This window comes from Paenibacillus sp. Y916 (assembly GCF_056786435.1).
This window is the reverse complement of the sequence record NZ_JBXCJA010000004.1, coordinates 278,436-290,746: the sequence shown is the minus strand read 5'-3', so window position 1 is coordinate 290,746 and position 12,311 is coordinate 278,436. Positions and strand designations below refer to the sequence as shown.

At 42.7% G+C, this 12,311-nt stretch carries 13 protein-coding genes and 1 riboswitch; of the genes, 10 read left to right on the top strand and 3 right to left on the bottom strand.

Translation table 11 applies throughout. The features are described from left to right. Positions 1–2: 2 nt before the first annotated feature. A complete protein-coding gene (locus AC1TO9_RS12100) occupies positions 3–1,607 on the bottom strand; it encodes a spore germination protein (RefSeq protein WP_482059280.1) in 1,605 nt (534 codons plus the stop codon). Positions 1,608–1,784: 177 nt separating this feature from the next. Here AC1TO9_RS12100 and AC1TO9_RS12095 point away from each other — a divergent pair, with 177 nt between their 5' ends. From AC1TO9_RS12095 to AC1TO9_RS12070, 6 genes are read left to right on the top strand one after another with little or no spacing between them, the layout of a single operon-like run. Continuing rightward, on the top strand, positions 1,785–2,951 hold the full coding sequence (locus tag AC1TO9_RS12095; protein WP_482059279.1) for a serine hydrolase domain-containing protein: 1,167 nt from the start codon (positions 1,785–1,787) through the stop codon (positions 2,949–2,951). A gap of 41 nt (positions 2,952–2,992) precedes the next feature. Next, positions 2,993–4,186: a serine hydrolase domain-containing protein gene (locus tag AC1TO9_RS12090; protein WP_482059278.1), complete on the top strand. Its 1,194-nt coding sequence runs from the start codon at positions 2,993–2,995 to the stop codon at positions 4,184–4,186. A 14-nt stretch (positions 4,187–4,200) separates the two neighbouring features. After that, positions 4,201–4,992, top strand: coding sequence for an ABC transporter permease (locus AC1TO9_RS12085; protein WP_482055394.1), 792 nt, complete (start codon positions 4,201–4,203; stop codon positions 4,990–4,992). Beyond that, positions 4,989–5,771 carry an ABC transporter permease gene (locus tag AC1TO9_RS12080; protein WP_482055395.1) on the top strand — a complete coding sequence of 261 codons (783 nt, stop codon included), beginning with the start codon at positions 4,989–4,991 and terminating at the stop codon, positions 5,769–5,771. The genes AC1TO9_RS12085 and AC1TO9_RS12080 overlap by 4 nt, the downstream gene beginning before the upstream one ends. 3 nt (positions 5,772–5,774) lie before the next feature. Then, complete coding sequence (locus AC1TO9_RS12075) at positions 5,775–6,752, top strand: ABC transporter ATP-binding protein (RefSeq protein WP_482055396.1); 978 nt, start codon at positions 5,775–5,777, stop codon at positions 6,750–6,752. A gap of 50 nt (positions 6,753–6,802) precedes the next feature. Further along, the gene (locus AC1TO9_RS12070) at positions 6,803–7,063 is read left to right on the top strand and encodes a YqkE family protein (protein ID WP_482055397.1); all 261 of its coding nucleotides are present in this window, start codon (positions 6,803–6,805) and stop codon (positions 7,061–7,063) included. Between the two features lie 20 nt (positions 7,064–7,083). On the opposite strand, the gene AC1TO9_RS12065 is transcribed toward AC1TO9_RS12070, so the two are convergent. Both AC1TO9_RS12065 and lplA read right to left on the bottom strand, forming a co-directional pair. Further along, entirely contained in the window at positions 7,084–7,275 is a 192-nt protein-coding gene (locus AC1TO9_RS12065) for a hypothetical protein (protein WP_482055398.1), read from the bottom strand. 9 nt (positions 7,276–7,284) lie between these two features. Further along, entirely contained in the window at positions 7,285–8,286 is a 1,002-nt protein-coding gene (gene lplA, locus AC1TO9_RS12060) for a lipoate--protein ligase (protein ID WP_482055399.1), read from the bottom strand. Between the two features lie 169 nt (positions 8,287–8,455). Here lplA and cobD point away from each other — a divergent pair, with 169 nt between their 5' ends. From cobD to AC1TO9_RS12040, 4 genes are read left to right on the top strand one after another with little or no spacing between them, the layout of a single operon-like run. Then, a complete protein-coding gene (gene cobD / locus AC1TO9_RS12055) occupies positions 8,456–9,547 on the top strand; it encodes a threonine-phosphate decarboxylase CobD (protein WP_482059277.1) in 1,092 nt (363 codons plus the stop codon). Positions 9,548–9,566: 19 nt separating this feature from the next. Then, a complete protein-coding gene (locus tag AC1TO9_RS12050; protein WP_482059276.1) occupies positions 9,567–10,298 on the top strand; it encodes an adenosylcobinamide amidohydrolase in 732 nt (243 codons plus the stop codon). Next, complete coding sequence (gene cbiB / locus AC1TO9_RS12045; RefSeq protein WP_482059341.1) at positions 10,298–11,269, top strand: adenosylcobinamide-phosphate synthase CbiB; 972 nt, start codon at positions 10,298–10,300, stop codon at positions 11,267–11,269. The genes AC1TO9_RS12050 and cbiB overlap by 1 nt, the downstream gene beginning before the upstream one ends. Next, the gene (locus tag AC1TO9_RS12040) at positions 11,260–11,856 is read left to right on the top strand and encodes a histidine phosphatase family protein (protein ID WP_482055402.1); all 597 of its coding nucleotides are present in this window, start codon (positions 11,260–11,262) and stop codon (positions 11,854–11,856) included. Before cbiB ends, AC1TO9_RS12040 begins: the two co-directional genes overlap by 10 nt. 133 nt (positions 11,857–11,989) lie before the next feature. Beyond that, positions 11,990–12,203: riboswitch (cobalamin riboswitch) on the top strand. The last annotated feature ends 108 nt before the right edge of the window (positions 12,204–12,311 follow it).

The window sequence follows — 12,311 nt, the reverse complement described above, 5'->3', positions numbered from 1 at the left end:
GGTCAACCTCCTGTATCGTCCTTTGGTTTTTGCGGAGGAGTACTTTGTTCCCGAATGACATCTTTCTTATTGATGAGCCGCGGGCGGGTAAACATTGCCCAACGGGGCATTCGAATAAGGGAATCCTTCATGTCCTCAAGGATAAATGGGGCAAACGGACTCATATAGGGGATCCCGAAAGAACGCAAGCTGCATAAGTGAAGTACTATGGCAATGACCCCAAGGATAACACCAAACATACCAAAAGATGCGGCAAGTGCCATCATAGGAAATCGTAGCATTCTGATTGTCATGGATATGTCGTAGGAAGGCAGGACGAAACTCGAAACTGCCGTTATGGCAATGACGATAACCATGGCCGCGGATACAATTCCGGCTTCAACTGCCGCTGATCCAATAACCAAAGTTCCTACGATGGATATCGATTGGGCTATGGCCTTGGGCATTCTTATGCTGGCTTCCCTCAAAATTTCAAACGATACCTCCATCATGAGTGCTTCAATGAATGCGGGTAGGGGCACACCCTCTCTTTGAGCTGCCAGACTAATCAGGAGTTGCGTTGGCAACATTTCCTGATGAAAAGTAGTGATGGCTAGAAATATAGATGGGCCTAGCAGAGAAATGAAAATACTGATAAAACGTAGAATACGAATAAGGCTACTAATGTCAGCACGCTGATAATAATCCTCAGCAGCCTGTATGAAAGAGTTAAATGTGACAGGAACGTTCAGAACTATCGGCGTTCCATCCACCAATATAGCAATTTTTCCCTCTAGCAGATTGGCAGCAACAACATCGGGGCGTTCTGTATGATAAACTGTCGGAAACGGTGTGTAAGTTTCTTCCTGAATCAATTCTTCAATATAGCCGCTTTCTAAAATCCCGTCGATATCGATTCGATCTAATCGACGATGTAGTTCTTCCACGGTATGGTCGTCCACAATCCCTTTGATGTACATGATCGCCACATCGGTTTTGGTGACTCTACCGATTTCTTTTGTTTCCATCCAAAGACGGGGATCTCTTATTTTTCGACGGATTAATGCGGTATTGGTACGGATGTTTTCAGAGAAACCTTCCTTTGGTCCCCGGATGACGGTTTCCGTAGTCGTCTCCGTCACACCACGATCCTTCCACCCGCGCATACCGAGGGTAAAGCCTTTATCATATCCATCTAATAAGAGAATAGCATCACCTGATAAGATGGATTTCAACACAGGTTCGAATTCCTCAACATCCTTGACCTCTCCAACGGTTAGAAATTTATCTTTTATTAGCTGAAAGGCATCTTCATTAGAAGGTCTACTTTCATTCGTGTTTGTATCATGGAAATCCAACATGAGCGATTCCATAATGAAATTCTGAATCATTTGTGAATCTGCCAAACCGTCTGTATAGAAGATGGCTGCTTTGAGCTGTCGTGTCGGACCGATCTGAATTTCTCTAATAATGATGTCGGTGCTATTTCCAAGCGTACTCTTTATATGTTGAATATTTTCTTGTAGGGTTGTGTTTAACCGCTCTTTATGTAATTCCTCAGTTGAATCCGAATGTTCTTGTAGGGATCCGTTAAATATCTTTGTGATGATCCGTGTGAATAAGTTCATAGGTTGAATTCCTTTCTAAAGCTGCTATATATAGGTATCTCCAAAATGCTCTGCACGTATACCGTAAATATTGGAACGTTTAATTAAAACCATTATTTCTATTTACACCGAAACGATTGTTCATATAAACTAGATAGTGTGTTACAGAATAAACCAATTTGTAAGGAGGAACGAACCATGATATCAGCTTTACCGGTACACGATGCGAGAGTAGATTGCTCACCGCAAAGCCTTGGCTTTGATCCGCAGCGTTTACAATTACTTGATGAGCATTTTAAAGGGCTAATTAAAAGTAAGAGAATCCAAGGGGCAAGTTATCTTATTTCACGTGAAGGGCAGATTGCTGTTCACCGTTCTTTAGGGAAACTTACATATCACGAGGACAGTCCCGATCTCATGCCAGATTCGATACGAAGAGTCTACTCCATTACGAAAGCGTTTACGGCAGTTGCAATAGCTCAACTAGTGGAGGATGGAAAGGTATTCTATCAGCAATCAGTAAGTTCTTTGATACAAGAGTTCGATACTGATATGCATCGGGGTATTACGATATGGCATTTACTAACGCATACATCGGGACTGATGGCTGATCCAGGTTGCCAGACAGAACCGTACGAGATTCCTTATTTTCAATGGCATGCTTCTAAGAAGAAGGAAGAGGAGCAATCAAGCTGGGGTGATAGTGATTGGATTAAGATTCTTCTTGGTGGGCGGATGTTCTGTAAACCAGGTGAGCAATGGAATTACTGTACGGCAGGGTATGTTATTCTAGGTGAGTTGATTGCTCGCGTATCGGGTATGCCATATGAGCAATTCATACAGGAGAAGATACTTGCACCTCTCCGATTAGAGCATTCGTTCATGACGGTACCGGAGGAACTGAAGGCGAAGACATGCGTTGTGAATCAATGGGAGAAGAAGTATCTCCTAAATCCGGAGGATATGAATGGATTTCCAGCTCATGCGGGTAGTGGATTGTATTCTACTCTGCATGATTTATGGACATTAGGTCAGACGTTACTTAATGGTGGTACTACTCGTAATGGGGTTCATCTACTTGGACGGAGGACGGTTCAGAATATGGTATCTAATCAGCTTCATCATATTCCTTCTACATGTTGGGGGGACCATGTGAAAGATTGTAAAATGTCTCTGGGTTGGAATCTGAATCATAATGATATATGTTCACCGGGCACCTTCTCACATGAAGGACATGGGCATAGCGGATTATATGTTGATCCAATAGAAAGACTTGTATATGCATTTTTTGTGCCAAGTAAGACGGGGTGGGTACCTGAAGCTATCATTAATCCTCGGGCAATCATCTGGTCGGCGTTGTCGTAATCTTATCTAGAACATTTTTATTATAGGAAGGAAGGAACCATATGGACATTCACATACATAGCACTCATACAGATATCACGTCGGAAGAAGCAGGATTTCGTCCACAGGTTATTGAGCAATTAGATCAGTTCTTTGTAGAATTAATTCAGGATAAGAAAGTTCAAAGTGCATCTTATTTACTTGCACGAGGTGGAAAGACATTTGCCATGAAGTCGATGGGTGCGCTTCGCCATACCGAGCAAGAGAAGCCATTCACCCCACATTCCATCCGGCGAATAGCTTCCATTACGAAATGGTTCACCATGGTGGCTGTGTTACGGTTAATGGAGGATGGGAAGCTCTCGCTAGGACAGCAAGTGAAAGATTTCATTCCTGAATTCGACCATCGATTCTATGAGAGAATTAATATTACACATCTGTTGACACATACTTCTGGATTGGCCCCGGATGGAGGTTATTTTCTGGAGCCCTATCCAATGGGATGGTACGACTACGCATTTGCCTTTGGTGATGATGACGATGAGGCACCAACGATACGAACTGTAGAGGAAGAAACAGCATTTCGTAAATCTCAATGGATTAAGGCGATGCTAGCTGGCCCACCCGTCTGTCCGCCAGGAGAACAGTGGAATTACTGCACGAATGGATTCGTGATTCTTGGTGAGATTATAAGTCGAGTTACAGGTCTAGATTATGAAGAGTATATTCAGCAGACTATTTTAGAACCACTTGGAATGACACGTACTTTTTTTAACGTACCAGAAGAGCTTCATGATGAGGTGTGTATTATTAACGATTGGGAATTATCGCGCCTATCACGTAGCCATAAGCAGGCTTACGATCCGCCAAGATCTGGGGGAGGGCTTTTTTCCACCTTAGAGGACCTGAATAAGTTCGCACAAATGTTGTTGTATAAAGGTACTTATGATGGAGTTCGAATTCTCGGTCGTAAATCTGTTGAAATGCTGTCAAGAGAACCTTATCCTGAAGGGTTACCCGCATTCTGTTGGGGAGAACAAGTAAAGCATAGTCACTTTGCGCTAAGTAGTTCTCTGGGTAGAGAATATGACTCTTGTGGACCGAATACGATCTTTCATGAAGGGGCTGGTCGAAGTACGCTGATGGTAGATCCAGATGAGGATCTTGTTGTAGCCTTCTTTGTACCTTCGAACGTCGATTGGGTACCTGAATCCGTCATTAATGTGAAGAATATCATTTGGTCTGGACTTAAATGAGGAAATCTTTATCTATGATCCGGGCAGTAGGATGGGCTACCTACAAAGAGTGGGCAGCCTTCCGCTCCCATATGGCAGTGTCTATCCTCATCGGACCTATTTATTTCTTAGTTCAATACTTCATCTGGCAGTCCATCTTCTCGACGAGAGAGACACTGAACGGATTTACCTTGGAGCAAATGTTAGTGTATTACGGAGTTATGTCATGTATTAACTATCTTACTTTTGATTTTGCGGATTGGAATTTACAGATGCTTATTCGGACAGGGAAGTATGTCACCTTTATACTGAGACCGGTATCTCATATTTTCTTTGCCTTTTCTCAAAAGATAGGTCATCGCTCCTTAGGATTTTGGATGGAATTCCTGCCAGTGTCCTTAATCTATTTCTTTATTCTAGATATTGATTTAATTCCCGCTCAGCCGTTGTGGGCTATTATCTCTGTTATTCTTGGATTTATCATGACCTTTCTAGTGAACTATTGTATTGGTTTGACGGCCTTTTGGCTGACGAATGCGGATGGAATAAGGCGCATGTTTCTACTTGTACGAGATGTGACGGCGGGTGTATTGGTACCGCTTACCTTCTTTCCTGAGATTGTGCAAAAAGTGCTCATATTTCTTCCATTTCAATTCATGCAATATGTTCCGGTTCGTGTCTTCGTTGGAAGCTATGAATTAGCTGGAATGACCTTATCTATTCCGCAAATTGTTGGTTTGCAAGCAGTAGCGGTATTGCTGATGTGGGGAATATCTAGTGTTCTCATTCATCTTGGGCTACGGAAGTTCACGGGGGTGGGTGTATGAGTTCGGCATTTGCTTGTTATGTGGCGGTGATGAGGACGAAGCTTGCCGAACGAATGGCATATCGTGGTGATTTCTTTATCAGTGTATTTATGATGCTGATTGGAGATTTAATGGTCCCATTGATTACGTTACTTGTGTACCGTTCAGGTGCTTCTTTTCCTGGATGGACACTGCATGAGGTTATTCTTATCCAAGGAATATTCACTCTGGCGAAAGGTATCGCCTTTCCATTCTTCTTCGGAATGGTGTCGACGACTCTTCATCATGTGAGGGAGGGGTCGTATGATGTATTTCTGCTTAAACCACGACCGGTTCTATTCCTTACGATGACCAGTTCTTTTGATATTGATGATTTCGGTAGGTTGATTAGTGGAGGTGTATTGACGGCATGGGCGTTATCTGGCTTACCGTTTCCTGATGGGTTGGAGTGGATTCAGTTCGGCGTATTGTTTCTATGTGGACAGCTTGTCCTGTTTGCAGTCTCCTTAATTCTATCAGGGCTGTTGTTTAAATGGGTAGGGAGTAGTAGGGTGTACGATATCTTTGATTCGGTCTCGATGTTCGGATTATATCCGGGAACCATCTTCTCCAAAGCCTTTCAGAATATACTGACGTACGTCATACCGATCACGATGATTGGATTCCTGCCAGCTGCAGCACTCCTGGGAAGACCTGCGGAGGGAACTTGGATCGCTGCATGGATGTGTATATTATTTCTTGGGGCTGGTCTAGCATTCTGGCATCATATGTTGAAGAACTATACAAGTGCGGGGGGCTAGAGCTTGATTATACAAGTACGGCAATTAAAGAAGAATTATACAACCTATGAACGCGGGGCTTCATTCAAGGAGACCCTAGCGAGTCTATTCAAACGTAAACCCATAGAGGTACAAGCAGTTAAAGGTCTATCGTTTGAGATGGAAGCTGGAGAAATTGTGGGATTTCTTGGTCCGAATGGAGCTGGGAAATCAACGACGTTAAAGATGCTTACAGGTGTTCTGCATCCGACATCCGGGGACGTTAAGATTCTCGGGTACACCCCTTGGAAGCAGAGGAAGAAATATGTTCGGAATATTGGTGCTGTATTCGGGCAAAAGTCGCAATTACTATGGGACATTCCCCCAATCGATGCATTTTACATGAATAAAGCTATCTATGCGCTGGATGATGAACCCTTTCAGGAAACACTGAATCAGCTAGTGGAGCTGCTGGATGTTAGTGAAGTGATGCGCAAACCTACACGTCAATTGTCACTGGGGGAGAGAATGAAATGCGAGTTCATTATGGCGATGCTTCACCGCCCGAAGGTTGTATTTCTAGATGAACCGACGATAGGCTTAGATGTGATCGCTAAAGAGAAAATTCGTAGTTTTATTCAGGAAATGAACGCAATGGGGGTTACTTTTATTCTGACTACCCATGATCTCGAAGATGTAGAGAAGCTTGCGAAGCGGGTTATTGTGATCAACCATGGGGAAATCGTATTTGATGATTCAATGGGAGTTCTACGGAACTTTCTTGGAGCTAAGAAGACAGTAACCTTAACGACAGAAGTACAGGCAGATTGGAGTGGAATTGAAGGTGTGAAAATTCTGAAGCAAGTATCTGAAGTCGAGGCTGAGCTTGAACTAGATACAGAACAACTAGAGCTTAAGGAGTTCATTCGAATTGTCAATGATCGCTATACGATTCATGATATGTCAATTAATGCCTTACCCATCGAAAGAGTGATTAAGGAACTATATCAAGTGAAAGCATAGAATGAGTAATCAAAAACTGCTATAATGTAGTTGGAAATGGAGATGATTCTATGGCTAAGAAAAAACAATCTACACCAGCTCCCAAGCCAACTTCTGACTATACACCAACTACGTTGAAGGACTTACTAAGTGGTGAAATACTTGAGCAATTAAAGTCTCAAGCGGATGCGATGAAAGCGGAGGAAAAGAAGAAGAAGGAAGAACAAGAGCTGCAGAAGATAGAAGCACGCAAGCAAGAGCAAAAGAAATTGGATAACAATTTTGAACACTTGTTCGAGAATAGTAAACAAGATTGGCGCAAATATAAATAAGATATAGGAAACCACCGAGATTAGTTAGCGAGTCTATCTAGATCCGGTGGTTTCTTTGCATGTTGTTTATTTCTAGCATGTGAGATATCTATATTTAAGATAATGGCAATAGTAGTGAAGGTGGCGACATTGCCTTTTGAAGGACAATCCGCCATCGCACAAAAATATTTACTCAACACTAGTGAAGTCATATGGTTTCTTCTCGTGTACATGTAATACTGTTACTCCTCCAGAAATACAAGCCCAACAAAATCGTTCATTTCAAGATTACCGAAGTAATGCTTTATATCAAGATCAGATAAAGCTTCACGCACTTCCGCTTCATCGTATCTTTTACCCCGTAATATATCCTCAATATCAGTCACATCACCAACGCCGAAGAAATCGCCATAAATCTTAATGTTCCGAATTCTACCTTCGTTAATGTCCATGCGCAGATCAATGATACCGACAGGGAACTTCTTCGAATGTTTCACGTTCGATTCAGGTGATATACCGTAGTTCCAATCCCAGTTCTGATAATGTTCCTTGGAAATTCGATTGATCTGCTCCCAATCTTCTTCTTTTAGGTGGTATTGGGGTACATCCTGCGCATCCATTCCGAATATCGAACGAAGTAGCTCAGCACGGAATTCTTCGATCGTCATAGTGGTTTCCATAAGATCACTGATGTTGGCTACGCGACTACGTACGGATTTGGTACTCTTGGATTTGAATTTCTCTGGATTTACGTTGAGAGAAGCTTGAACGTTATCCAAGTTCAGGTTAAACATCAACGTACCGTGACTGAACATCCGACCACGAGTTGAGAATTGGGCGTTACCAGATATTTTCTGTTCTCCAACCTGTATGTCGTTGCGCCCTGTGAGCTCAGCGTTTATTCCCATTTTTTGAAGAGCATCAATAACAGGTTGGGTGAATTTCAAGAAATTATGGAATGATTGGCCATCATCTTTCGTAATAAAGCTGAAATTAAGGTTACCAAGATCATGATATACTGCACCACCGCCGGAAAGACGACGGACGATTTGAACATTGTTCTCCTTGCAATACTCCTGATTAATCTCTTCAATCGTGTTCTGATGTTTACCAATAATAATAGATGGTTGATTAATATAGAAAAGCAAATAGCTCTCGTCCATTGAAAGATGTCTTAAAGCGTACTCTTCTATGGCTAAGTTAATAGCAGGATCATGAATTCCTTGGTTATCGATGAATAGCATAGTTTACTCTACTCCTTCATTATTTAAAGGTATGTAATGATTGTTGAATCTTGTATAATTGTAAACTAAATATGAGATAGAAACAAAGGACGATGGATTGACGCAATAGAAGAGCCTAAGCAACAATGGAACTATACCTAGGCAATTTAAAGACAGAGGGGTAATTAGGATGCTAGAACGTTACGGTCATGGAGGAGATTTAGAAAGTGCCGCACAGGCTTATGGACAAGATGAGGGAATATTCCTCGATTTTAGCGCTAATATTAATCCGTTGGGCCCACCTCAGCAAGTGCTAAAGCAATTGGAGGGAGCATTATCGTCAATTATTCGTTATCCTGACCCAGGTCATAGAAGATTTAAAACTATTCTTGGACGCAAGCTAAGTGTTGGTGAAGATAATATTTGTGTTGGAAATGGTGCAGCTGAATGTATGTCGCTTATTTTACTAGGACTTCATCCACAGAAGGTCGGTATTATCGAACCATGTTTCTCTGAATATAGGCAATTGTCAGAACAATTCAATACGGAAGTAATCTCGGTATTTGGTAGACAAGATAATGATTGGAAGGCAACATGTGAAGACATAGGACAGTTGATACAGCAAGTAGATTTGCTATTCATTGGTCAGCCTAACAACCCGAATGGCGTGCAATATACGCTTGAGGAGCTGAGGATATTAGCCGAAACTGCTGAGAAATTCAACACCTATCTGGTCGTAGATGAAGCCTTCATAGATTTCATTCCGCAACGACAGCAAGCATCTTTGTTATCGGAACTTACAAAGTATCCTCGTATGTTACTGGTACGGTCCATGACGAAGTTCTATGCGATTCCAGGTTTGCGATTGGGATATACATTGGCACATCCGGATGTCATCCAAGCTATGAAGAGTAAGCAGGTGACGTGGAGTGTAAATGGACTAGCTCTGTTAGCGGGTGAAGCAGCGTTGGAAAGTGGTGAGGAATTCGAGCGTAGTACGTTAGAATTAATATCCAATGAGCGAATAGTCCTTACCCAAGGGCTTACCAGGCTGGGGTGTAATGTCAGTCCAAGCGAAGCGAACTTTCTATTGGTGGAGCTTCCGGAACCATGGCATGCGATAGATATGCAACGTGAACTTGGTCTGCGAGGAATATTAATTCGAAGCTGTGCGATGTATCCTGGGCTGGGGGATGAATATATTCGAATCGCCGTCAAAGGCGCGGAAGCTAATCGGTTATTTCTGGTCGAGATACAGAATGTGATGGAGAGTATAGTATAAGAATAGGAGAATAATGATGATGATGACAACAACAACACCTTTTATCAATGATGAAAATAACGTGTATTCCTCTATCGTTTGGCCAGGTCTAACACTTACCCGACAAGAACGTCATTTGTTACTCCAATGCCCAAGCCCTGTGGATAGCCTTAGTAGTGCAATATATGGGGGAGGAACAGGGAAAATCGATCGAATAGCTAATATTTATGTAGATCGGTTCTATAACTGTGCTGATCCAGAACGTGATATAGAGCAATTATTCAAGGATTGGGGCTACCCACAGCAAACTACAGCAGGATTGTTGACAGCTGTTCGATTGGAACATGCTGCAGTTCTGGAAGAGGACGGTAAAGACGGATCCTTGTTCTGCTGTACAACAGCGGGAGTATCGAACGGTGCACGTGCTGGATCTGAGCGAACTACGTTCCCAGCCTATCAACCCGGAACGATCAATATTATGCTCATGATTGACGCGAAGCTGACGCAAGCAGCGATGGTAAATGCTATTATGACAGCTGTAGAGGCAAAGACTGCTGCTCTATCGGATCTGGGTATTCGGGATGCAGAGAATGGATTGATTGCTACGGGAACTACGACGGATTCTATTGTTCTTGGTGTCAGTCAATCTCCTATCCATACTATTGAACATCGATACTGTGGAACAGCTACTGAACTAGGAGCTGCAATTGGACGACTAGTTTATGCTACAGTGCAAGAGGGTTTAAGAGTTGCGGGAGTGAAGCGAGTATGATGGAATTGGCCATATTCATTCTATGGGCTGCCTACCTATTGGATCTGATCATTGGAGATCCGCGCTGGCTACCTCACCCTGTGATCGGCATGGGGAATTGTATCAAACGGATAGAGAGGAATATTCGTAGTCATGTGTCAGATCCGATCAAGTTAAAAAAATATGGAATTCTACTTCCAACTATTGTTGTAGGAGGTGCACTGCTTATAACGTGGGCATTGTTGAGAGGTCTATATATGATTCATCCATGGCTTGCCGTTGGTGTTGAGATCGTATTAATTGCTACGACGATTGCTACGAAAGGGCTTAAGGATGCGGGGATGGAGGTGCATGATCATCTTAATTGTGGTGACTTACCTGCTGCTCGTAGATCACTTGGAATGATTGTTGGACGTGATACAGATCATTTGGATGAGCCTGAAATTGTCCGTGGAACGGTAGAGACCGTTGCGGAGAATATTGTTGATGCTATTGTGTCGCCGTTGTTCTATGCACTTATTGGAGGAGCACCACTGGCGATGGCTTATCGAGCTGTAAATACCTTAGATTCGATGGTTGGTTACAAGAATGATAAATATATTAACATAGGATGGGCCTCTGCCCGATTGGATGATGTCGCTAATTTCATTCCAGCTCGTATAACAGGTGCATTACTGGTCGTTAGTAGTTGGGTTATGCGTCTAGATTATAAAAGGTCTTATCATACCGTAAGACATGATGCTCGTCTCCATCCGAGTCCGAACAGTGGATTCCCTGAATCAGCCGTAGCTGGAGCTCTTGGTGTTCGGCTAGGAGGTGAGAATACGTATAATGGTGTCGTGTCTTTTCGTGCCTATATGGGGGAATTCTCACGTCCAATGGTGAAGAGGGATATTCAGTCAACTATACGTTTGATGCTAGTCGCATCGTTGTTATTCCTCATGTTATGTGCACTTGCTATACGGGGTTTAGGTGGAACATTATGGAATTAGAATTGGTATGTATTCGACATGGCAGAACGCAGTGGAATAAGGATCGACGTTATTTGGGACATACGGATATAGGAATACTCGAAGAGTCACAGACAGAGCTTTTATTAGTGAAAGAAGCCCTTGAAGGAAGGATATTCCGAAAGGTATTCTGCAGTGATCTGAAGAGATGTAGGGAAACGTTAGATTTGATCTATCCTACATCACCTGATCAGGTAGTCTTTGATCATCGTTTGCGAGAGATGGATTTTGGAGATTGGGAGGGGCAGACCTACGATCAGTTGAAGCATTCTAGGTTGTATCGAGAATGGCTGGACAATCCTCAAACAGTGACTCCTCCAAGGGGGGAATCTTGGGGACACTTTCAGCAGAGGCTGGTGAACTTCATGGATAGTCTAGCGTGTGTTTTGGAGGGAGATGATAACTCCGTTGATTCTATGTTGCTGGTTACACATGGAGGGGTCATAAGACAACTCGCGACGATGACGATTCCTGACTTGATGTTCTGGGATATCTCGGTTGATCCGGGAAGCTTGTTAACGCTGCAGCTTACGATACGTGAGGGGCAATGGGTAGGACGCTTAAAGTAGCCCTATGATTAGAGGAAGTCCAAAGGGCTTACTTTTTGAACTCGAACTATAAGGAATTATTAACATTTGGTTTGTAAGGTATCTCTTTTTGATCTATAATTTTGAATAGAGAAGCAAGATCTGTATTTAAATGAATATTATAAACTTATGAGGTCTAGGAACTTAGAAGCTGAAGTAATAGCTTTTAACTCTAGTTAAAAGGGAAGTCGGTGTAAATCCGACACGGTCCCGCCACTGTGAATCAGGGATATTCTCCATATACCACTGTACTGCTATAAGCAGAATGGGAAGGTGAGATTATTAGTTAACCTGTGAGTCAGGAGACCTGCCTTGTGAGAATAAGTACGGCGATCCTTCGAGGAAAGGATTACGTTTGGCTTGTGTAAGTGCTTGTGATGTATTATTGCGGGCTTATAACACTTGGCATACATATATCGTATTAGTAATATGTGATG

What these genes read in the sequence shown, in the direction of transcription:
- AC1TO9_RS12095 (WP_482059279.1), top strand. Translation starts at nt 1,785, where the DNA reads ATGATATCAGCTTTACCGGTACACGATGCGAGAGTAGATTGCTCACCG.
- lplA (WP_482055399.1), bottom strand. Translation starts at nt 8,286, where the DNA reads ATGCTATTCATCGATAACCAAGGAATTCATGATCCTGCTATTAACTTA.
- AC1TO9_RS12080 (WP_482055395.1), top strand. Translation starts at nt 4,989, where the DNA reads ATGAGTTCGGCATTTGCTTGTTATGTGGCGGTGATGAGGACGAAGCTT.
- AC1TO9_RS12040 (WP_482055402.1), top strand. Translation starts at nt 11,260, where the DNA reads ATGGAATTAGAATTGGTATGTATTCGACATGGCAGAACGCAGTGGAAT.
- AC1TO9_RS12090 (WP_482059278.1), top strand. Translation starts at nt 2,993, where the DNA reads ATGGACATTCACATACATAGCACTCATACAGATATCACGTCGGAAGAA.
- AC1TO9_RS12100 (WP_482059280.1), bottom strand. Translation starts at nt 1,607, where the DNA reads ATGAACTTATTCACACGGATCATCACAAAGATATTTAACGGATCCCTA.
- AC1TO9_RS12085 (WP_482055394.1), top strand. Translation starts at nt 4,201, where the DNA reads ATGATCCGGGCAGTAGGATGGGCTACCTACAAAGAGTGGGCAGCCTTC.
- AC1TO9_RS12070 (WP_482055397.1), top strand. Translation starts at nt 6,803, where the DNA reads ATGGCTAAGAAAAAACAATCTACACCAGCTCCCAAGCCAACTTCTGAC.
- AC1TO9_RS12050 (WP_482059276.1), top strand. Translation starts at nt 9,567, where the DNA reads ATGATGACAACAACAACACCTTTTATCAATGATGAAAATAACGTGTAT.
- cbiB (WP_482059341.1), top strand. Translation starts at nt 10,298, where the DNA reads ATGGAATTGGCCATATTCATTCTATGGGCTGCCTACCTATTGGATCTG.
- cobD (WP_482059277.1), top strand. Translation starts at nt 8,456, where the DNA reads ATGCTAGAACGTTACGGTCATGGAGGAGATTTAGAAAGTGCCGCACAG.
- AC1TO9_RS12065 (WP_482055398.1), bottom strand. Translation starts at nt 7,275, where the DNA reads ATGTACACGAGAAGAAACCATATGACTTCACTAGTGTTGAGTAAATAT.